The 21,952-nt window shown below is 45.0% G+C and carries 15 protein-coding genes; 5 read left to right on the top strand and 10 right to left on the bottom strand.

Translation table 11 applies throughout. The annotated features are described in order from the left end of the window. The first annotated feature begins 32 nt into the window (after positions 1–32). Positions 33–1,349 (top strand): homoserine dehydrogenase, encoded by a 1,317-nt coding sequence (locus tag QZ938_RS05625; protein ID WP_293148292.1) that lies wholly within the window; start codon positions 33–35, stop codon positions 1,347–1,349. 459 nt (positions 1,350–1,808) lie between these two features. Further along, the gene (locus QZ938_RS05630; RefSeq protein ID WP_293347453.1) at positions 1,809–2,612 is read left to right on the top strand and encodes a hypothetical protein; all 804 of its coding nucleotides are present in this window, start codon (positions 1,809–1,811) and stop codon (positions 2,610–2,612) included. Here QZ938_RS05630 and QZ938_RS05635 read toward each other — a convergent pair. From QZ938_RS05635 to QZ938_RS05665, 7 genes are all read right to left on the bottom strand, one after another. Continuing rightward, positions 2,609–3,106, bottom strand: a complete 498-nt coding sequence (locus QZ938_RS05635) for a hypothetical protein (RefSeq protein WP_293341952.1) — start codon at positions 3,104–3,106, stop codon at positions 2,609–2,611. The two genes, QZ938_RS05630 and QZ938_RS05635, sit on opposite strands and share 4 nt — an antisense overlap. Before the next feature lie 238 nt (positions 3,107–3,344). After that, positions 3,345–4,229, bottom strand: coding sequence for a PhzF family phenazine biosynthesis protein (locus QZ938_RS05640; RefSeq protein ID WP_293347451.1), 885 nt, complete (start codon positions 4,227–4,229; stop codon positions 3,345–3,347). A 207-nt stretch (positions 4,230–4,436) separates the two neighbouring features. Further along, the gene (trpE, locus tag QZ938_RS05645) at positions 4,437–5,984 is read right to left on the bottom strand and encodes an anthranilate synthase component I (protein ID WP_293347449.1); all 1,548 of its coding nucleotides are present in this window, start codon (positions 5,982–5,984) and stop codon (positions 4,437–4,439) included. A gap of 20 nt (positions 5,985–6,004) precedes the next feature. Beyond that, on the bottom strand, positions 6,005–6,565 hold the full coding sequence (locus tag QZ938_RS05650; protein ID WP_293347447.1) for a hypothetical protein: 561 nt from the start codon (positions 6,563–6,565) through the stop codon (positions 6,005–6,007). After that, positions 6,562–6,891, bottom strand: coding sequence for a hypothetical protein (locus QZ938_RS05655; protein ID WP_293347445.1), 330 nt, complete (start codon positions 6,889–6,891; stop codon positions 6,562–6,564). Before QZ938_RS05655 ends, QZ938_RS05650 begins: the two co-directional genes overlap by 4 nt. Before the next feature lie 306 nt (positions 6,892–7,197). Beyond that, positions 7,198–7,623, bottom strand: a complete 426-nt coding sequence (locus QZ938_RS05660; RefSeq protein WP_293182871.1) for a photosystem I reaction center subunit II PsaD — start codon at positions 7,621–7,623, stop codon at positions 7,198–7,200. A gap of 312 nt (positions 7,624–7,935) precedes the next feature. After that, positions 7,936–8,436 (bottom strand): peptidoglycan-binding protein, encoded by a 501-nt coding sequence (locus QZ938_RS05665; protein ID WP_293341937.1) that lies wholly within the window; start codon positions 8,434–8,436, stop codon positions 7,936–7,938. A 967-nt stretch (positions 8,437–9,403) separates the two neighbouring features. Here QZ938_RS05665 and QZ938_RS05670 point away from each other — a divergent pair. Continuing rightward, entirely contained in the window at positions 9,404–15,286 is a 5,883-nt protein-coding gene (locus QZ938_RS05670) for an AAA family ATPase (protein ID WP_293347443.1), read from the top strand. A gap of 185 nt (positions 15,287–15,471) precedes the next feature. On the opposite strand, the gene QZ938_RS05675 is transcribed toward QZ938_RS05670, so the two are convergent. The 3 genes from QZ938_RS05675 to QZ938_RS05685 all read right to left on the bottom strand — a co-directional run bounded on the left by QZ938_RS05675 (position 15,472) and on the right by QZ938_RS05685 (position 18,447). Continuing rightward, positions 15,472–17,466 (bottom strand): DICT sensory domain-containing protein, encoded by a 1,995-nt coding sequence (locus tag QZ938_RS05675; protein WP_293341931.1) that lies wholly within the window; start codon positions 17,464–17,466, stop codon positions 15,472–15,474. Between the two features lie 181 nt (positions 17,467–17,647). Beyond that, positions 17,648–17,959 carry a DUF2973 domain-containing protein gene (locus tag QZ938_RS05680; RefSeq protein WP_293148252.1) on the bottom strand — a complete coding sequence of 104 codons (312 nt, stop codon included), beginning with the start codon at positions 17,957–17,959 and terminating at the stop codon, positions 17,648–17,650. 158 nt (positions 17,960–18,117) lie between these two features. Beyond that, the gene (locus QZ938_RS05685) at positions 18,118–18,447 is read right to left on the bottom strand and encodes a DUF2605 domain-containing protein (RefSeq protein WP_293148249.1); all 330 of its coding nucleotides are present in this window, start codon (positions 18,445–18,447) and stop codon (positions 18,118–18,120) included. 536 nt (positions 18,448–18,983) lie between these two features. Here QZ938_RS05685 and thrS point away from each other — a divergent pair. Next, on the top strand, positions 18,984–20,810 hold the full coding sequence (gene thrS / locus QZ938_RS05690) for a threonine--tRNA ligase (RefSeq protein ID WP_293347441.1): 1,827 nt from the start codon (positions 18,984–18,986) through the stop codon (positions 20,808–20,810). A 251-nt stretch (positions 20,811–21,061) separates the two neighbouring features. Continuing rightward, a complete protein-coding gene (locus QZ938_RS05695; RefSeq protein ID WP_293347439.1) occupies positions 21,062–21,850 on the top strand; it encodes a DUF4058 family protein in 789 nt (262 codons plus the stop codon). The last annotated feature ends 102 nt before the right edge of the window (positions 21,851–21,952 follow it).

Here is a 21,952-nt window from a genome sequence, read left to right on the forward strand (position 1 = left end):
GTAGATTAAGTGATTTTCTACGGGTCAAAGTCGTGGCTTTCAAAATTGGTTTGCTAGGTTTGGGTACGGTTGGCGCGGGCACAGCAGAGATTTTGCTCTCCGCAGATGGGCGCCATCCGCTATTGCAGGAATTGGAAATCTATCGGGTGGGAGTGCGCGATATTTCTCGAACTCGGTCTTTACAATTGCCAGAAAATGTGCTGACAACTGACCTAGAGGCGATCGCCACTGACCCGGAAATTGATATTGTAGTAGAATTGATTGGCGGATTGGAACCGGCGCGATCGCTCATTCTGCAAGCTATCGACAACGGGAAGCACGTAGTCACCGCCAACAAAGCAGTTATCGCCCGCTACGGTAATGAAATTTTCGAGGCTGCTAACGCAAAAGGCGTTTATGTAATGCTAGAAGCTGCTGTGGGTGGCGGCATTCCGGTCATTCAAACCCTCAAACAATCTTTGGGTGCAAACCGCATCAAAAGTGTAACTGGTATCGTTAACGGCACAACTAATTACATCCTGACGCGGATGCAGAGTGAAGGCGCAGACTTTGGCGAAGTGCTCGCGGACGCTCAGCAATTAGGTTATGCTGAAGCTGACCCCACAGCAGATGTGGATGGATTAGATGCTGCTGATAAAATTGCTATTTTAGCTTCGTTAGCTTTTAGCGGACGCATCAATTTAGCAGATATTCACTGCGAAGGTATCAGGCAAGTTAGCGCGGCTGATATTGACTACGCCGACAAGCTGGGATTTACGATCAAATTGCTAGCTATTGCTCAAGAAACTAGCAAAATTTCCGAACATAATGGGGATGCAGAAGGGGAACTCCTCTCGATTCGGGTGCATCCTACTTTTGTGCCGAAAGCTCATCCGCTGGCGAGTGTGAACGGCGTTTACAATGCAATTTTAGTCGAAGGAGATGCGATCGGGCAATTGATGCTTTACGGTCGCGGTGCGGGGGCTGGGCCCACAGCCAGCGCGGTAGTATCCGACATTTTGAATGTGGCTGCTATCCTGAAAACCGAAACTGTGCCGATTCCCCATCCTTTGCTGAGTTGCACTCACCAACACTACTGCAAAATAGCAGAAATGCAGGAACTTGTGACTCGCTTTTACGCGCGTTTTCTGACGCGGGATACTCCGGGGGTAATTGGCAAACTTGGCACTTGTTTCGGCAACCACCAAGTGAGTTTGGAGTCAATTGTGCAAACGGGAATTCACGGCAATTTAGCAGAAATTGTTGTGGTGACTCACGATGTTCGGGAAGGTAATTTTCAACAAGCACTCGATGAAATTCGCGCGATGGAAGCAGTCGATAGTATTGCGAGCACGTTGCGAGTTTTGTAATAATTGCACAAGGTTTGTAGTGAGGACTTTAGTCCTTCTTTCCCTGAGGACTAAAGTCCTCACTACGAACCTTTTAAAACGTGAAGTAGAGGTTCGTAGTGAGGACTTTAGTCCTTCTTTCCCTGAGGACTAAAGTCCTCACTACGAACCTTTTAAAACGTGAAGTAGAGGTTCGTAGTGAGGACTTTAGTCCTTCTTTTCCTGAGGACTAAAGTCCTCACTACGAACCTTTTAAAACGTGAAGTAGAGGTTTGAGCGTTTAAACTTTAGTCCTTTATGAATGCGGACTAAAGTCCTCACTACGAACCTTTTAAAACTCGAAATAGAGGTTTGAGCGTTCAGACTTTAGTCATTCATGAATGCGGACTAAAGTCCTCACTACGAACCATTTTTAGATTGTTTTTAATTTAGTATGGATCAATAAACTTGGATTTTGTCGATCGCCCTACAGGAAGGCACTTGCTAGATTCCCTCTACGAAAAGTTTGCCAAACCCCAACTCCACGATACTGAGGATCCCAGCAATCCGTCAATTTATGTTCGGCACGCAGAGGGGCAAGTTGTTGATGAAAATTATACCATAGAAAAAGTCTTTGAAGACTTTCGCACTGGTTTTTATGCTGAAAGTCGCCTTCCGGTTTCTGGGAATAATCCGCCCGTGCTCGTGATTCGCGGATACGGTTCGTGGTATCCTTTCGATCGCGTTTTGGAAGATACGCCCGATGTATTTGTGGCAAAACTAGAACGCCAGTTAAAAGCTGCGGAAACTGTAGGTGCTATAGATTGGCTTAAACAGCAATTTCGCAGCGGAGATCCGGCGGATGTCATCGGAGAAAGTTTGGGCGGCAAAGTTGCTCAGCAAATTGTAGCAAAATACCCGGATTATATTCGCTCCATTGTAATTTTCAATTCTTTGGGGGTTGCGGAAAAGTTAGCTCAAACTTGCACCGCTACAAATGTTTTTCACTACTTTAGTTTAGGCGAAAGGTATGCTTTCTGGGCAAATGGAGGCGATTACATACCGGGAAGGATTTTTGTGATTTCTCAGAAAGGGAAAAACTGGTGGTATAAAATCGAAGAGGCGATCGTCCGAATGGCCCGTTTTGAAGGTAAGTTTCGCAAAAGGCGAGTTTTGGTGGTAATGTTGGCTCAGTGGCTGTTGTTAAATCGGCATAATGCGATCGTCCTCAACAAGAAAAAGCCGGTAGTCGTTGAGATCGATCGCGCGCAACTGCAAATTTTCCGCAAAAACCGCTTTACCTAAACCCCTACCAAAGCCTTTGATGCGCCCGGTGACTGGTTTTCCCGCGCTGCGACGGCGAGTACCAGACAAAGCGCTGCGATCGCTTTTTGCCACTCTTCCTTGACGGCGGTGGGTTGAGCCCCATCAAAGGCGCTAACTAACCGAGGAATCGATCGATCTAATGCAAGTCTTGGAATCGATTTGTGCATCTCAACTAAACGAGTTAAACTCTCTTGATTCTTTAGAAAACTGACTACCCATTGCGTAGCATGATCTGGACTATCTGGGACATTTTTAATTCCCAATTCTGTTTGCAACCAATCATAAAAAGCTGGGAGTTTTTGGGATAATACAGCCCCAGCAGTAGGCAAACTTTCTTTAAGCAAAGCAGTATCCAGACTTTCCAAGAGTTGATTGAATTCCGGTGAATCCAGCAAGCTGGTTAATGGAAGTGCAAGCAGGGCTTCGGAATCGTCAAGGGATAAATTTAAACTGCGCGAAAATGTTGGTAACATTGGAAGTATCTCAGAAAAATGATGCTTTCACTATGCCAGTAACCGACAGCAATGAATATGAGCTACCTCATATTAGCTGAATAGGTTCGTAGTCAGGATTATAGTCTACAACAAAGAAGGACTAAAGTCCTCACTACGAACCTATAGCTGAATCGTTCGTAGTGAGGACTTTAGTCCGCAACAAAGAAGGACTAAAGTCCTCACTACGAACCTATATAGGAAGCTATATTTGAATATTTTAAACAAATTCTCCTTTCGCCACCATCACTACTTTACCTCCCACCAAAACTTCTATTTTTTCCTGAAATTTTTGAGATTTCAACAACAGCAACGAAGGTCTACCAATCTCATAACCCTGTTCGACTCTCACATCAATCTTTGATTCCCCACAATAAGCATATTGTACCAAATATCCAGCCAAACAGCCATTGGCACTCCCCGTCGCCGGATCTTCGGGAATTCCTAAGGAATAAGCGAAAACTCGGACGTTTAAATCATTAATGTCGCTGTAAGTTTCTGGGCAGAATATCAAAATTTCTTTGGCTTCTGTGGTATTAATTAGTTCAAAATATTTATCTAATTTGACTTGAGCTTTTTTGACGGCTGCGAGGGTTTTTAAAGGGACAATTATAAACGGTACTCCGGTAGAAACTTCTTGAATTGGGAAGTTTGTATCGATTTCATCGGATTGTAAATTTAGGACGTTGGCGAGAGTTTCGGTTGGCAAAACTTGACCGAATGTTGGCGGGTTTTGTCGCATCCATAAAATATCTGCGGATTCGTTGCGATAATTAAAGGTGACAGGAATTTGACCCACGGCTAAATTGAGAATTACCCGATCGACCTTTTCGCCAATTACCTCTTGCTGTAACACAAACGCCGTCCCCAGCGTCGGATGACCGGCAAACGGTAATTCCTTCTTGGGCGTGAAGATACGCACGTCATAGCCGTTATTTTGCGGTTCGGGCGATCGAATAAACGTGGTTTCCGAATAATTGATTTCCTTCGCTATCAGCAGCATTTCGGCCTCTGAGAGTTCCGCAACTCCCGCGCCACAAAATACAGCTAGCTGATTGCCAGCATATTTTGACTCGGCAAACACGTCAACTATATAAAAATTCATATTTCCCTCTTTTAAGATTTAGAACACCGGGCGATTGAAATCGCGTCTATACAAACAAAACCCGCCTCCGCGGGTTGAATACCAGACGGTTAAAATTACGTCATCTTCTCTTTTTCTCTTTGTCCGCGGAGGCGGACATTGTTTGTATAGACGCGATTTTAATCGCCGACTCTTATCGACACCGACAAGATTTTTGACCCAGACTTACTACTTCAAACAGCGAATAGCCTGCAACATACCCCGTGCTTTATTGAGAGTTTCTTCATACTCCATATCCGGGTTAGAATCCGCCACCAAACCAGCACCGGCTTGCACAGAAACCGAATGTTTGTTACCTCCCTGAGAACGAACAACCATAGTCCGAATTGTAATCGCACTATTCAACTGTCCCTCAAAATCATAATACCCGTAAACCCCAGAATACGGGCCGCGACGGCAACCTTCCAACTCGTGGACAATTTCCATCGCCCGAATCTTCGGAGCACCGCTAACCGTACCAGCAGGAAAACTAGCTTTCAGCAAATCCCAAGCTGTCTTATCTTCAGCCAATTCTCCGATTACATTACTCACAATGTGCATCACGTGAGAATAACGCTCAATTTTCATTAATTCGTCAACTTTGACAGTACCGCTGCGGCAAACTCTGCCTAAATCGTTTCTGCCCAAATCGACTAACATGACGTGTTCCGCAATTTCCTTCGGATCTTGCAGTAATTCAGCAGCTAAAGCATCGTCTTGTTGGGGAGTTTGACCCCGGCGGCGCGTACCCGCAATCGGCCGCAAAGTAGCAATCTTTTTGCCGTCAACAGTATTTTCTGCCTTCACCATCACTTCTGGACTGGAACCGATAATCTGCCAATCTCCAAAATTAAAATAAGCCATGTACGGAGAAGGATTAATCAGGCGCAAAGAGCGGTAAAGTGCAAAAGGATCGCCGCTGTATTCTGCTTCCAGCCGCTGCGAAATTACTACCTGAAAAATATCTCCGGCTTTGATATAATCCTTGGCTTTCAATACATTTTCACAATACTTGTCGCGGGTGGTATTGCTGCTGTAAGCTAATTCTGTATTTTCAGTTGTGGAACTGGCATCTTGCCCGTAACTCGGCGGAGTCCATTCTATCAGAGTAGATTGTTGTGAAAGTGGCGATTTCAGTTTATCAACTAACTGAGAAACCCGATCGCACGCTGCCCCATAGGCCTCGGCCAAATCAACGCCAGTCTCGCGCAAATCCGCATAGGCGACGGCCCAAATTTTCCGCTTCACCTGGTCAAAAATCAGCAAATTATCAACCTGCATCCACAACCCATCCGGCAAATCATTCTCGCCCGCCGGATGCACCGGAACTCGCGGTTCAATCCACTTAATTAACTCGTAACCCCAAAAGCCGAACAGCCCGCCAATTCCCGGCGGTAACTGCGGTAATTTCACTGGCTTGTAAGGCTGCAAACACTCGGTTAAAGCCTCAAACGGATCGCCCGCAAATACTTTTTGGGAACCGTCGCGGTAAACTTGAGTTGTGCGATCGCCCCTAGCCTCCAAAATCCACAGCGGATCGCACCCTAACAAACTATAACGCCCCACCTTCTCCCCACCTTCCACCGACTCCAGCAGAAAACTGTAAGGTTGACCGGCGCAAACCCGATACCACGCAGACACAGGCGTATCCAAATCAGCCACCCATTCTTGATACACGGGTACAAAATTGCCTTGTTTTGCCAGTTCGCAGAATTGTGAGAAATCGGGAAATATCATATACTCACTTTGCTATACAATCAATAAACAAAAGACGGAAACCAACATCCCTCCGGCGATTGGTACTCGCCAACAGCCATCACCGCCATCGGCTTGACGGCGCGCAGCCCTTGTTGCAAACACCAGCGAAACAGACTTCCATACCTCAGCGGTAAGTGAAAAGCTAGCACATCTTCGGGACTGTACGCAGCAGCCCCCAAGAGCAAAACCTGCATATCTGCCTCGGTTTCGGCGACGCTGTGACCCAAAGCAGACACCGCACAAGTATAGGCCACAATCCGACCTTGCTGGCACGCAACTAAGGGAGAATAGTTATTTAGGGCGTCTTCAATGTCGGAAGTTCGATCGCACCCACAGACTTTTTCGCACAAAGCCGCGCATTCGCCCACATCCTCACTAGCCATCGGCCGCACCTCAAACCCATACTGCGGCGGGCTGCGAAACTTCCCCTCCATTAACACGAAAGCTTCCTTCACCTCAAAGCCCAGAGAAGAGTACAGCGACAGCGAGCCCATGTTGAAAGATTCTTGCACCAAACGGATTCCTACAGCGTCCTGTCCCCGTTCCAGTAAAGCTTTCATGATTTCCCGCCCTGTGCCGCGGCCTTGAAAAGTACGATGGCTACGCCCCGGCTTGCGCCTACGACACTCACAGGCCCAATACCGCGAATCGGGTTCCCTTCGTCCATAAAACCGCAGCCGACAACCGCACCGTCACTCTCGGCTACTATGCCAAAAAACGACGGACTTTCGATCAAAAAGCCAATAATCTCAGTTGAAAACTCTAGCGTCGGAAAATCTGTGTGAGGGAAGCAGTGGCGATCGGAAATACCTTTAAAAGCTTCATAATTAATGCGAGCGCAAACATCGATATCAGAAATCTGCGATCGCCTGATTGCGACATTCATTTTTAATTTTAACGATTAATTCTTAATTAGATTGAAAGTTGGCAGTATAGCTGAGTCCTGCCCTTTGCTGCCCAATTAACCCTAAAAACCTTTGTTTTCTCGCTTTTATCCGAGTTTCGATCCCCCTCAATCCCCCTTAAGAAGGGGGAGGAAAGAGAATGCTCTTGTCCTATCCTTTTTTAAGAAGGAGACGAAAGAGAATGCTCCTGTCCCCCCCTTAAGAAGGGGGGCTAGGGGGGGATCAGTCTTAACTGAGTCCCAAATAAGCAATATTACTTATGTTTTGCTCAGCAATAGAGCGATCGCTTAAGGATCGTAGGTCTTCTTACCTGTGAACTTCACCTTGATCGGATTGGGATTGCTGCCAATATTGCGAGGAACACTACCATTAGCAACACGACCTTCGTTCACCTTCTCAGGGAACACGCCATCCTTGGGATGCAGGTACTCAGTAGAACCGTCAGGAAAAACGCGGTAAATTTTGTAGTTCGAGATTTTGAATTTCGCCCGCAGTTGCTGGCCGCCCAAAGCGATACACTGCTCCTTCCGGGGCAGATACAGCAAGTTGTCGCCTTGACGCATAATCGCAGCGCCACCTGTAGGCATTTCAAACACTTGTTCCTTGGGGCTAGTCCAAGTGATAGCATACTTCTCTTCAACTAGCGCCTTGGTCAGCAAGCCGCCGGTGCTGCCGCCGAAGATGGGGGGTTGTCCAGTCAGTTCTTCTGCCATAGATATATCCAAAGGATTTTTACGGCATCCTATCATCGCCACTGTACCCTGTTCTCGAAATTGTAAGGAAAGTTAACAGTTTTTTGGCGATCGATCTTTTCTGATAATTGGGAATTAGTAATTAATAATTGATAATTTGTAATTTATACCAAACTTATAAAACAGAACTCTCTCTGCACAAATCCCGAAAAAATACCTCAAAAAAATGTAATGCTTTGGGTGCTGGTCGCGCACCCGAAGCATCGCACATTGCCCAATTCCTCACACGCGATCGCACAGATCTGCCCATATATTACCGAGCAGCACCTAACCCTAAGTCAAGAACCAATTAGGGTCATAGCCACGCGGAATTTGACTCAAAGCAGTCCAAGTTTCTTGGTTGACAATCCCGTCGGCATCGATCCCAAAGCTTTTTTGAAATGCGCTAACAGCCCGATCCGTCAAAGTGGCAAATTGACCGTCAATAGAGCCGCGATAGTGCTGGGAAATGGTCAGAACTTCTTGAACAGTAGTGACTGCTTCCCCAGAACTGCCGAATTTAAGTACCGGCATATTCACAGGAGCTTCAGTATAAAGCGCCTCCCAAGTCAGCGGCCCGACAATGCCGTCCGGCGACAAGAAAACCCGATACTGAAACAGTTTCACCGCAAATTCAACTGATGAGTTAAAAATTCCTTTTACAGGCTGCCGGTAAACCCGCAACTTGGTTAACATTTGTTCTAGTTCCAATACCGCTTGACCTTGAGAACCTAATTGCAGTTGTGGCTTAGTAATAGCTTGTTGGGTAGATTTCATCTTGGTTGTAAATGACATATTGATTTTCCTCTAGGTTTGAGTATTCCGATCGCAAAAAAGTTTTTCCGGGCGAAATATGGGCATCCTCAACTTTTCACGAATCAACACTGACGCCCGCCCGTGTCTCAACAGATTCGATCGACTGCAAGCCCTCTCCAGACTTGTGGCCCTTCCGACTTAACGCTCCCAATATCCCGGTAGTGCTCTGCCGCCCAACCCTTTATTTTGCCTAAAAGCCGGGTTTAAGACGCAAGCACGTCCTGAATCTGCTTTGATACTTTCGATCCTAAGGCCCAACACCGCCTGGTTGCATCACCTGTAAAAGCTATCTCGCGGGGTGAGAGGGGTATAGCAGCGGAGGCGAGTTCTGCTTTGAAAACTTTGTAACTTTATTCCAGCCAGCGAACCAATATTTTCTTTAAAAACCGAGTTTTTACGCAAGTTTTGTTGATCTACATTACTAACTGCCTACAAAAATAGTTTATAGCTAAGTAATATCCACAGCCTGTACGATCAAATGATATTAAAGTCCTCGGTAATGTCCACAATATGTACCTACAATCATATTGATTGTGCAAGTGTAAAAACCAAGTGTTTCTGTGATTCTTTGTTATGTCCAGAAATCTCCCAATCCTGCAATTGCTTTCCCCAACGACCCGCGACCAGCTATTTATCTACGCCCTAACTTTTATTATTAAAATTTAATAAAGTCATTTACAATGATGGTGGGATGCTGTATGATTTCATTTAAAGGCTGTAACACTTCCACAATAAAAAAATCAAGGGTTGCAATTTCTAGGTCGCTAGACCTCTTAAAACAAATACCTGCTAAATACGTAAGTAATTTTTAAATTGTGCGATCGTTCGATACATCGATCCAACCTGCGGGTTTGTAAAGTAGCGATCGCCCGCCATTCATCAGAGTTTCGTATGTGCCATGCTCTAATTAGGCATTGATTATAAAATCAACTGGGAAATATGTACTATGCTGCCAGCTTCAGGAATTTCTGGTTACAACTTACAAGAGCTGATTCACCAAGGAACTAACACAGTTATTTATCGAGCCATATCGACAGCAGAAAAACAATTAGTCATTCTCAAAGTCTTAAACACCGACTGCCCGACCCTAGAACAGAGCGCCAGTTTAAAACACGAATATCAAATCACAAAACATATCGACTCAGAGTATGTCATCAAAGTCTATCGACTCGAAATCCATCCTTTTTGCTTAGTGTTAGTATTAGAAGATATCGGAGGGGTATCCCTGAAATATTGGATCGAAAACTTAGAACATCAACCAGAATTAGCCGAGTCCGAAACCGACAATCTAGAGGCGAATGCCACGCATTACCAATTATCGATTGCCGATTTTTTAAATATAGCCGTATCCTTGGCAAAAGCTTTAGTATTGCTGCATCAAAATCAAATCATACATAAAGACATTAAACCGGATAATATTATCATAAATCCCCAAACAAAGCAAGTAAAACTTACTGATTTTAGCATCGCTTCGCGGTTGAGAAAAGAACAAACACACTCAAAAAATTCCGATCGCCTAGAAGGAACCCTGGCATATATGTCCCCCGAACAAACCGGGCGCATGAACCGTTCCATCGACTACCGCAGCGATTTCTACTCTCTCGGCGTCACCTTTTACGAATTGCTGACAGGACAATTACCATTTACCAGCAGTGACCCGTTAGAAATGGTACACTGTCACATAGCCAAACCACCAGTTCCCCTGCAACAACTCAACCCAGAAATTCCCATAGTGTTGACCCAAATTGTGGCAAAACTCATGGCAAAAAATGCCGAACTTAGATATCAAACTGCCACAGGATTATTGGCAGATTTAGAACGCTGCCAAAATCAAATAAAGAATTCAGGGACAATTTGTAACTTTATTCCCGGACAACTAGATGCCCTGAGTCAGTTGTCAATTCCTCAGAAACTCTACGGACGAAACACAGAAATAGCGCAATTATTAGAAGTCTTCGATCGTGTCTGCAAAGGCAGCGGTGAAATTGTCCTAGTCAGTGGCTATTCCGGCATCGGTAAATCTGCATTAGTTCATGAGATTGTCCGTGATATAACGCAGCAGCGCGGCTATTTCATTTCCGGTAAATTCGACCAGTTTAAGCGGAATGTTCCCTACGCTTGTTTCACTCAAGCTATGGGTAACTTCGTGCAGCAAATTTTGATGGAAAGCCCAACTCAGCTAGTAGCATGGCGACAAAGACTACTCAACGCTTTGCAGAAAAATGCTCGAATTGCGATCGATGCTATCCCAGACTTACAATTGATTTTGGGCGAACAACCTCCCGTACCCGAACTCGGTGCTATTGAATCTCAAAACCGCTTCAACGGAGTGATGAAGAAGTTTGTCCAAGCAATTGCAACAGCCGAACATCCCTTGGTAATGTTTCTCGATGACTGTCAGTGGATGGATGCTGGAAGTGTTAATTTGTATCAACACAACTGCACCGAAGAAAATCCTTACTTCCTGCTTATTCTTGCTTATCGAAATAGCGAAGTAAGTCCGAGCCATCCCTTTATGTTGGCAAATGAGGCAATGAGGGCCACAGGAATTGCGATCGCCCATATTCACCTGGAACCCTTAGCAATTTATGAAGTAAATCGATTGGTTTCTGACAGCTTAAACTGTTCTCCTAGAAAGGTCGCATCCTTGGCACAATTGCTGCTCGAAAAAACTCACGGTAATCCTTTCTTTTTAAAGCAGTTATTGAAGTCATTGTCTCAAGAAAAATTTTTGATGTTTAATATAGAAATTGCCGAATGGGAATGGGATACCCAAGAAATTAAACAGCATAATATTTCGGAAAATGTGGTTGACTTAATGATTCATAAAATTCGACATTTGTCTGAACAAAGTCAGGCTATTTTACAATTAGCTGCTTGTATAAACAACGAATTTAGTCTGGATATATTATCTGTGGTGAGCGAACAATCTTTGACTAAAACAGCACAATATTTGTGGGAAGCGCTAGAAGTAGGGTTGATTTTGCCTGTAGATGACGCCTATCTAGTACCACAAGTATTTGAGCAATGGGAATTAGAAAAGTTGGCTCCAATAATTGGCAAAGTGCGCTACAAGTTTTTGCACGATCGGGTTCAACAAGCCGCTTATGTGATGATTCCTGAGTCGCAAAAACAATCCGTTCACTGGAAGCTGGGACGTTTTTTGTTGGAGGGGAGCAATGAAGCTGAACGTCAAGAACAGATTTTTGATATTGTCAATCATTTGAACTTTGCTCGCGAATTCATTGCTAATCCTGAAGAACTTTCTGAATTAGCACAATTAAATTTACAAGCAGGTAAAACTGCTAAAGCTGCTTCGGCTTTTGAAGATGCGCTTACTTTTTTCCAAGCTGGGTGCGACTGTTTGCCTGTCTCAAGTTGGCAAGATAATTATAGCTTGAGTTTCGCGCTAAATTTAGAGCTGGGTGAAGCAGAATATTTAAATAGCAACAATGATGCAGCTCTAGCAGTTTTTGACCAGATTCTGACCAAAACTCATACTTTGTTGGAACAGTGTGCGATCGCAGAATTGCAAATAACTTGTCTGCGGATGAAGAATGACTTATCTGCCGCTTATCAGTTAGGGATTGAAACGTTAAATTGTTTGGGGGTTGAGATTGAACCTTACCCGGATGATGAATTTCTAGCCCGAGAATTAGCAGAGACGAAGAGGATGATCGGGCGATCGATCGATATATTAGCAGATTTACCAGAACTTACCGATCCGCTAAAACTGGCCGCTCATCGAATTTTAAAAGAACTTTTCCCGATCGCCTATTTTACCAGTCCCAACGCTCAATATCTCTGCGCGATGAAGTTTGTACAAACGAGCATTATGTACGGAAATTCACCATTTTCCGCCTTTGGTTATACTTTGTACGCCTTTACTTTGGTCAACAAATATCGCGAAATCAAGGCGGGCTGCGCCGCCGGAGAACTCTCGCTCAATCTCTACGAACGCTGTGACAATAAAGAGTTAGGTACTTGTATTTTTCATATGTGGGGGGCTTTAACTTTACATTATATGAAATATATCGATGAGTGCAAGCCTTTTATGCTAAAAGCTTTCAAGAGCGGTTTAGAAACAGGTAGTTATCAATGGTCGGGATATGCTTCGATTAATTATCTATGGGTCTGCTTTTTTGGCAACGAGTCTTTGATCAAAGCTACAGAAATTGCCGATCAATTTATTCCAGCGCTCTCAAAGGTCGATCGCAATATGCTAGCTTATCACTTGCTGACCAAAAATGCGATCGCCCAACTGACTAGCTCACCAGAAACCTACCCAGAGCCGGAAACCTTCATCGACGAACACCAGCTTTTAGAATTTGCCAAATCCTCAGCCGATCTTACCACTACTTTTGTCATCTATCTTTACAAGCTCACCCATGCTAATTGGTTTGGCGAAATCGATCGCGCCTTAGAATATGCTCTCTTCGGCGCGGAATTTTTGAAAGGCGGTGCCGGTCATTTTGTCAACCCGGTTTTTCGGTTCCATCACGCGATCGCCCTAGCTGCTGGTTGCACAAACGCCAATAATACAGACTACAAACTATACCGAAAACAGCTCAATATTAGTCTGGAGAATTTTCGAGATTTGGCAGAACACTGTCCTGCAAATTATCTGCACAAATATTCATTAATTCAGGCAGAAATCGCGAGGTTGTCAGGAGACAGCCATACAGCAGCACAACATTATGATTGGGCGATCGCCTCCGCCCTCAAAAATGGCTTCGTCCAAAATGCTGCCCTAGCCAATGAATTAGCTGCCAGATTTTACATAACACAAAATCGTGCCAATCTCGCCAAAATTTATCTCAATGATGCCCGTTTTTGCTATGTCGAGTGGGGTGCAACCGCCAAAGTTCATCAACTAGAACAATCTCATCCAGATTGGTTTAACAAAATCAGCGACGATCGGATCGCTATAAATACAACTGCGACTACCGCCACTGATGCCAATATTTTTGATTTGAAAACAGTAATCAAAGCTTCTCAGGCTATTTCTAGCGAAATCGTCTTAGAAAAATTGTTAAAAAAACTGCTGCATATTATTTTAGAAAATGCAGGCGCTCAAACCGGGTGTATTCTTTTGGAACGAGACGGATACTTGTTCGTTGAAGTGTCGGATAGCGACCCGCAGAATTATGCAATATTTGAAGAATTGCACCCAGTCAAAAATAACTACAAAGTCCCTCTTTCTATCGTCAATTATGTAGCAAGAACTCAGGAACCTCTGGTACTAATCGATGCAACTAAAGAAACACTTTACCAATTCGATACATACATTCAGCATCAGCAACCGAAGTCAGTTTTGTGCGCGCCAATTGTCTATCAAGGAAAGTCAATCGGTATAGTTTATCTAGAAAATAACTTGGTCGCTGGAGCCTTCACTGACGAAGGTTTGACACTTTTGGAAATGTTGACCGCACAAGCAGCAATTGCTATTGCAAATGCGCGTTCCTACGCTAGCGAACAAGATAAATCCCGCCAGTTAACTGAATCCCTACAAAACTTGCAACAATCTCAAGCCGAACTCGCTCAAAAAGAAGAGGAGTACCGCAGTATTTTTGAAAGTGTAGCAGACGGACTTATCTTAATAGATTTGGAGACTAGAAAATTTGTGGCAGCAAACCCGGTAGTGTGCGAAATGTACGGTTATTCTATGGAGGAATTCTTGAGCTTAAGTCCTTTAGAGATCCTGCACCCAAAGTGCCTACATTTATTCGATCAGTTTATGACAACCGTTAGCTTGCGCCAAGAATTTTATTGTGAAGCTGTCGTGCTGCGAAAAGACGGTACACAATTTGATATTGAGATCAGATCAAAGTTTTTTGAATACAGAGGGAAACCCCATGCTTTGTCAATTGGTCGCGATATCAGCCAGCGCAAAGTAGCGGAACAAGCTTTACAAACATCAGAAGCTCAACTGAGAGAGAAAGCTAAAAATTTAGAAGCCATATTGATCGAACTGCAACAAACTCAAGCACAATTAGTTCAAACTGAAAAAATCTCGCAACTCGGACAACTGGTAGCTGGAGTAGCCCACGAAGTTAACAATCCTATTGGCTTTATTTCTGGGAACTTGCACCACGTTCAACAATATATTGGTGATTTAATTAACTTGGTGAATATTTATCAAGAAAACTTTCCCGAACCGGGAGCAGAAATTGAACAGGAAATTGCATCGATCGATTTACAATATCTATTAGCCGACTTGCCCAAAACTACGGCGTCCATGAAGATGGGAATCGATCGCATCCGCGACATTATGCAATCTCTGCGGAACTATTCCCGTAGCGACAGTCAGGAAAAAAGAGCAGTTGACATCCACGAAGGCATTGAAACTACTTTAATGATTTTATCTCACCGCCTCAAGGCTAAGCACAACAGACCGGCAATTAAAATCATTAAACATTACGGTGAGTTGCCAACATTAAAATGCCATCCCGGGCAAATAAATCAAGTATTTATGAATTTGATTGCTAATGCGATCGATGCTGTGGAAGAATCCAATGCGGGCAAAACCTACGCAGAAATTGAACAAAATCCCAATATAATTATGATTTCTACAGTGGGTGTTTGCCAGCAAAAACTGGAAATCATCGATACAATTGTGATTCAGATTGCTGACAATGGAATGGGAATGCCGGAATCTGTCAGAGAAAAAATGTTTGCGCCATTTTTTACAACTAAAGCAGAAGGTAAAGGTACGGGATTGGGACTGTCTATTTGCCATCAGATAGTGACTGAAATACATGGGGGAACTTTGGAATGTTTGTCTTCGTTAGGAGGTGGAACAGAGTTTGTGATTAGTCTTCCGATTTAGGGGAGTCATGGGGCATGGGGCATGGGGCATGGGGCATGGGGCATGGGGCATGGGGCATGGGGCATGGGGCATGGGGCATTGGTCATTAGTCATTAGATCGGACGGCGGTTGAAACCGCGTCTACACAAACGAAACCTGCCTCCGCAGGTTGAAGAGCGGATGTAGGGTTTCAACCGCCCGGTCTTCTAAACAATTGGAATAGTAAAATGAAATTCGCTTCCTCGGTCTTTTCCTGGGGAATCTACCCAAATTTTACCGCCCCAGCCGGCAACAATTTGCTTGCAAATTGCTAATCCCAAACCGGTGCCGCCGGCGCTGCGCCGCAATGCTCCTTCTTCTTGATAAAATCGATCGAACACTACTTTCAAACTATTCGCCTCTATTCCCCGCCCTGTATCGGCTACGAGCACTTCCACCATGCGAGAACCGTTGAAGACAGCGCGCACTGTGACGCTTCCCTGGGGTGTGGTGAATTTGCAGGCGTTGTCTAGGAGTTTGGACAGTACCTCCACTAACCATTCGCCGTCTGCTTGCACTAATGGCAATTCTGCGGACACTTCGGCGATAATTTGTGGTAACTGTCGATCGACTCCGCCGCGCGATCGCACGCTGCTGAGGGCCAAGTCAACGCATTCTTGCAGCGTCAGCGATTCTACATTCCATTTAACTCGCCCGCTTTCTAAGTGAGAAAGTGTTAAGAAATCCTGGACGAGTTTCCGCATTCGATCGGCATCTCCGAGGGCTGTTTCTAACATGATTTGCCGCAATTCTTGGGGCATATCTGGCTCGGAGTTTAAACTTTCTAGACACACTTGAATGGTAGAAAGTGGGGTGCGGAGTTCGTGGCCTGTGATGGCAATTAGATTGCTGCGAGTGCGGTCTAATGCTTCTAATTGTTGGTTGAGTTCTTCTAAGTGAGCGTAGGTTTCGGCTTGAATTAAGGCTGCTCCGAGTTGGGTGGCGATCGCCTCTACGAGAGCAATTTCGTCTTCTTCCCAAGGCGAAGTCGATCGGCATTGGTGCATTTCCACCATGCCCAACACCCGCCCCTGATAAAGCACCGGCACCATTAACCAAGAGACAATCTGCCAATTTTTGACAATTTCGCCCAGGGATTTTGTATTGACAATCAGCGGGTGTTGTGCTGTCTCTTGGATGTAAACTCGCTCTTGCCGCCCTACCGCGTCCCGAAATATGGGATTTTCCTGCAACTGCCAAGTCTGGTTTAGGACAGAAGTAGCGCCGGCACGCAAAAATTCCCGATCGATTTTGACGGCAATATCTGTCGCCTTGCAGCGATAAATCAAACAGCGGCTTGCTGATAGGGCGGTTCCCAATTCTTGTACTGCGACTTCGACAATTTCTTGCGGGTTGAGAGACTGCCGCATGGCGGTGGTAATTAAGTTTACCAGGCGTTCTTTGCGTTCTTGGGCGGCGATCGCGCTGTATGCTTTCAGCAGTTTGTGCTGCCCTGCTTGCAAGTAGGTGACTAAGCGTTCGGCAAAAGCGTCGCTCAATTTGGGATTGGGAATTCTTGAGTCTTTTGGCGCTCTTTTCGCTGGTTTTGTGGTTTTGTCTGCGGCGGATTTCCGCGTTTTTTTGGGTTTTTTGCCCAGATTGTAAGTTGTGCGCGCTCGATCGATCTTTTCGGCCAATTCCGGGCGATATTTGAGAATTTTATCGAGCAACAATTCGGCAGCTTTGCAGCTTACCTCTCTGTCGAATGTCCAAATTCCTTCAAATCGACGAGCTTGATCCATCAACAGCGGGCTGCGCTCGTCCTGGTTGTCGATCGGCACAATTTTTTCTTGACAAATCAGGCAAGTTGAGTAATGTTGCCCAACTACCACTAAGTGCCACTCTTGACTTAATGTGTCCTCCGGTGCAAACGCCACAGTTTCGTGATGTTCCGAGGAATTTTTAAACTCAGTTTCCGGTGATGACAGCACATATACCTGAGAAGATCGATCGGCAATGCGTCGATAGCGGTGAGCTTCTTGGCGGTAGAAGCGCTCTCGCTGAAAGCTGGCAATAACTAGGGGTTCGTCGTCGGAACCCGCCAAAACCAAGTCTTCCATCGCGTGAGACAGCGCTGTCATGGAAGATTTGAAATAAATTTGTGCCCGCAGTTGGGGCAAAGCTTGCAGAAGTTCTGCTAGTAGCGAAATTGGGACGAGCATCTAGCCTTAAACGTGCATTTTTGCCGATGACAAAACAGGAGCGATCGACAGTCAGTTGAGATCGATCCCTTTTAAGTATCTCTCAAAACTAACTACAAATTGGCCGTTAGCGAGAAACTAACGGCCAATTATTTTTTTAGGGCGATCGCCCGTAAGTATAAATGCTGCGAACGCGATCGAATCAGGCTAGTTCGCCGCCTTCGTCACTGCCGCCGGGAGATGATTTGTAAAGAGCATCTAATTGTTCGCGCGCGTCTTGGACAGTCAGCGAACGCATAACTAATAGGGGTTCGTTGACAATATTTCCGTATTCGTCTAACAGTTCTGGATGGGGTACGGCTTGAGAGCGAGGATAGGATGCGTAGCGATTATTTGCCCTGAATTGTTGGGGGCGCTGGGACTCCATACCTACGGTGACTAGACTGCGGATTAAGTTACTGACGGCCAAAAAGGCAAGAACGGTGAAAGCTAAAATATAAAGCAGGTGTAACATTATTTTCTCCTCCGGGCTCTGATAGCCACACAGCAATTTACAAAAGTGTTTCAGCAAGTAATTACTTATTAACTGGAAATCTGTTTGAGCTTGTCAAGTGGACGCGACATTTCCCAAGGTTGGGAATTTGACTGCGGGTTGAACTTGAACTTGCCTTTTTATTTTCCAGGGCGAGCTGACTGCTCTTTCCGAAAGCGCGCCGATACTTGCCAGCATTCGGCGAGCAGTCTATGCCACGGCATGAGTGCTGCGGTTTCAATTGCAACTTGCCCTCCGGTTGCTTGAAATAGAGCTTTAGCAGCCACTAATTCTTGCTGAGCCTGTTTGACTCGTGCCAGCAAGTCGGATTGATCGTCGCCGCTCAGAAAATGAATTTCCTCAGTTTCTAAGAGAGTAGCCGATCGCTCGAACCAGTATTTAAAATCCTCTAACAGCGGTTCCAGTAGGGATTTGAGCAATTCTGATTCTGGCAAATTGGAATTAAGCATGGATTAAAATTGGGTTATTTATTTATTCTAACCTTAAACGCGCTTTACAAATTGTAACATAGTCTTAACAAAAATTCAATAATCTCACAAGAATTAGCAGGTGAGTGTCAAGAAATTTAACAGTGTCAGCAGTTATTTTTGAGTAAAAATCGGCAAATTATGTCCATATCGGCTCATACAGCGCGTGTATAGCTGAATGCTCTGCTATACAGAAAACAACAAAAGCAAACGTTTAAAAAATCAAGAACATCCATAGGTATTAAATTACATCAAACGTATTACCAGTCGGCTGTCTGACGATTAAGCAGCAGATTCCCCCTAGCCCCCCGAATCGTTGCGGGGGAACCAGAAACGATCGTCAAAGTCCCCCTTCTCAAGGGGGATTTAGGGGGATCCAGACTCAGCTAAAAGCGAGATTTTTGAAGTGTTCTAGTCTGAAGCTGATACCAACAGCCACAGCCGGAAGTCGTCGGTTGCCGTCCCAATCTGAGTAATATAGAAGCAACTGCAAAGAAATTAATTGTTAAATTCAGCCGATGTCTAGCTCAGAATCAATGAACGCTCCAGAAGAGTCCGTTAAGATAGAGTTGCCCCGCACGAGTGAGTCGGAACAACTAAAAAAAATTCGCCACACGACATCTCACGTTATGGCGATGGCGGTACAGAAATTATTTCCCAAGGCCCAAGTCACAATCGGCCCTTGGATTGAAAATGGTTTTTATTACGATTTTGATTGCCCGGAACCTTTTACTGAAAAGGATCTCAAGGCAATTAAAAAAGAAATGATCAAAATCATCAACCGCAAATTGCCTGTAATTCGCGAAGAAGTCAGCCGCGAGGAAGCGGAAAGGCGCATCAAGGAGATTAACGAACCTTACAAATTAGAAATTTTGGCAGGTTTGATCGAACCGATTACTCTTTACCATTTGGGTGACGAATGGTGGGATTTGTGCGCTGGGCCCCATTTGGATAATACCAGTGAGTTGAATCCAAAGGCGATCGAGCTAGAGAGTCTCGCCGGCGCATACTGGCGCGGCGACGAAACCAAAGCTCAATTGCAGCGGATTTACGGCACAGCTTGGGAAACTCCCGAACAATTGGAAGCCTACAAACACCGCAAAGAAGAAGCCCTAAGGCGAGATCACCGCAAATTAGGCAAAGAATTAGGCTTGTTTATCTTCGCCGATCCAGTTGGGCCAGGTTTGCCTTTGTGGACACCCAAAGGCACTATTTTGAGAAGTATTTTAGAAGACTTCTTGAAACAAGAACAAATCAAGCGCGGCTATTTGCAAGTAGTGACACCGCACATCGCCAGAGTCGATTTGTTCAAAATCTCAGGACATTGGCAGAAATACAAAGAAGATATGTTTCCGCTAATGGCAGAAGATGCAGAAGCGGCAGCAAACGAACAGGGTTTTGTAATGAAACCAATGAATTGTCCGTTTCACATTCAAATTTACAAAAGCGAACTGCGTTCCTATCGGGAATTGCCGATGCGCTTAGCAGAATTCGGCACAGTTTACCGCTACGAACAATCGGGAGAATTGGGCGGTTTAACCAGAGTGCGCGGCTTTACAGTGGATGATTCCCACTTGTTTGTAACGCCTGAACAATTGGATGCTGAATTCTTGAGTGTGGTGGATTTAATTCTGTCAGTATTCAAGAGTTTGCAACTGAAAAACTTTAAAGCGCGTTTGAGTTTCCGCGATCCAGAAAACTTAGAGAAATACATCGGTTCCGATGAAGCTTGGGAAAAAGCTCAAGGTGCAATCCGCCGCGCGGTGGAAACTTTGGGCATGAATTATTTTGAGGGAATTGGGGAAGCGGCTTTTTACGGGCCGAAACTCGATTTCATTTTCCAAGATGTGTTGGATAGAGAATGGCAATTAGGAACTGTTCAGGTAGATTACAATTTGCCAGAACGTTTTGATTTGCAATACGTCTCTGAAGACGGCAGCCGCCAGCGTCCAGTAATGATTCACCGCGCTCCTTTCGGTTCTTTGGAGCGTTTAATTGGGATTTTGATTGAACAGTACGCGGGGGATTTTCCGATATGGTTAGCGCCGATTCAGGTGCGGTTGTTGCCTGTCAGCGAGGAGTTTTTGCCGTTTGCTAAGGAAGTGGAAGCGAGGATGAAGGCGCTGAATATTCGCGCGGAAGTTGAGAGTAGCGAACGTTTGGGTAAGTTGATTCGCAATGCTGAGAAGGATAAAATTCCGGTGATGTGCGTCGTGGGTGCTAAGGAGGTTGAGGCGAATAGTTTGAATATTCGGACTCGGGCTTCTGGGGAGTTGGGCGCGATTGCGGTTGATGAGGCGATTCGGAGGTTGCAAGCTGCTATTAGTAGTTACGGGGATTTTTAAGCGAAATATTGTATCTGCTTGAACAGTAACAATAAAATTAGGTTCGATCGTTCGGACTTCAGTCCTTCTTTATTACAAACTTTTAAGAAGGACTGAAGTCCTCACTACAAACCGCGATCGAGACGCCCGTTACACATTTTTCAGAAGTGGCGAGACGCCCATTCCACAATTAACGCAGATGATAGTTTGATATTGTCTGCGTTTTTTTAATATGTTTGCTAAAATGATAGTAGTAAACGGAAGGTACATCCATGCCTAATCCATTTCCGGGGATGAATCCCTATTTAGAAAGTCCTGACTTTTGGCCTCAAGTACATCACTTGCTAATTAGTAGTATTTTTGAATCATTAGTGCCGCAGTTGCTACCAAAGTATATCGTCGATATTGAAAAAAGAATTTATGAGCTTAGCGGGGATAATTCGCTATTGGTGGGGATTCCAGATGTCACCGTGCAGCGCTCTCCAAGTCAAACAAACCCTACTTCTTCTAATGTCGCAGTTGCCGCACCGCCTGTGACTGCTTTGAAAGTAAGACTGCCAGTACCTGTGGAATTTAGGGAAGCGTATTTAGAGGTGCGAGACACAGAAACCAGGGAAGTTGTGACAGTTATTGAACTGCTCTCACCCGCCAACAAACGTCCTGGAAAAGGGCGAGAAATGTATGAAGAAAAGCGGGAAAAGGTGTTTGGTAGTCGCAGTCATCTGGTAGAGATTGACTTGCTGCGAAGTTACCAACCTCTACCAGTTTTTGGCAATGAGATTGAGGCAAGTTATCGAATTTTGGTGAGTCGGGCAAATCAAAAGCCTTTGGGGGATTTGTACATTTTCAATTTACCCGATATGATTCCTCAGTTTCCTTTGCCTTTGCGCGCGGGCGATGCGGAACCAATTGTAGATTTACAAGCGTTATTAAATGGGGTTTACGATCGCGCTGCCTATGATTTTAGAATCGATTATACCGCCGAACCCGTACCACCGCTTGCCGAACCGGATGCTGTTTGGGCTGATGCTTGGTTGCGGGACAGGGAATTGAACGCATGATAACAGTGGCTGAGCGCATTAAAATCAAAGGAACCGGGTTTTTCGCAATTTCTGGGTGCTGTATCGATATTCTCGAAAAAACCCGGTTTCTGGCCACCCCTG

It is taken from the genome of Microcoleus sp. CAWBG27 (assembly GCF_020883145.1).
Taxonomy (GTDB): domain Bacteria; phylum Cyanobacteriota; class Cyanobacteriia; order Cyanobacteriales; family Microcoleaceae; genus Microcoleus.

What these genes read in the sequence shown, in the direction of transcription:
- QZ938_RS05635 (WP_293341952.1), bottom strand. Translation starts at nt 3,106, where the DNA reads ATGTTACCAACATTTTCGCGCAGTTTAAATTTATCCCTTGACGATTCC.
- QZ938_RS05640 (WP_293347451.1), bottom strand. Translation starts at nt 4,229, where the DNA reads ATGAATTTTTATATAGTTGACGTGTTTGCCGAGTCAAAATATGCTGGC.
- trpE (WP_293347449.1), bottom strand. Translation starts at nt 5,984, where the DNA reads ATGATATTTCCCGATTTCTCACAATTCTGCGAACTGGCAAAACAAGGC.
- QZ938_RS05650 (WP_293347447.1), bottom strand. Translation starts at nt 6,565, where the DNA reads ATGAAAGCTTTACTGGAACGGGGACAGGACGCTGTAGGAATCCGTTTG.
- QZ938_RS05655 (WP_293347445.1), bottom strand. Translation starts at nt 6,891, where the DNA reads ATGAATGTCGCAATCAGGCGATCGCAGATTTCTGATATCGATGTTTGC.
- QZ938_RS05660 (WP_293182871.1), bottom strand. Translation starts at nt 7,623, where the DNA reads ATGGCAGAAGAACTGACTGGACAACCCCCCATCTTCGGCGGCAGCACC.
- QZ938_RS05665 (WP_293341937.1), bottom strand. Translation starts at nt 8,436, where the DNA reads ATGTCATTTACAACCAAGATGAAATCTACCCAACAAGCTATTACTAAG.
- QZ938_RS05670 (WP_293347443.1), top strand. Translation starts at nt 9,404, where the DNA reads ATGCTGCCAGCTTCAGGAATTTCTGGTTACAACTTACAAGAGCTGATT.
- QZ938_RS05675 (WP_293341931.1), bottom strand. Translation starts at nt 17,466, where the DNA reads ATGCTCGTCCCAATTTCGCTACTAGCAGAACTTCTGCAAGCTTTGCCC.
- QZ938_RS05680 (WP_293148252.1), bottom strand. Translation starts at nt 17,959, where the DNA reads ATGTTACACCTGCTTTATATTTTAGCTTTCACCGTTCTTGCCTTTTTG.
- QZ938_RS05685 (WP_293148249.1), bottom strand. Translation starts at nt 18,447, where the DNA reads ATGCTTAATTCCAATTTGCCAGAATCAGAATTGCTCAAATCCCTACTG.
- thrS (WP_293347441.1), top strand. Translation starts at nt 18,984, where the DNA reads ATGTCTAGCTCAGAATCAATGAACGCTCCAGAAGAGTCCGTTAAGATA.
- QZ938_RS05695 (WP_293347439.1), top strand. Translation starts at nt 21,062, where the DNA reads ATGCCTAATCCATTTCCGGGGATGAATCCCTATTTAGAAAGTCCTGAC.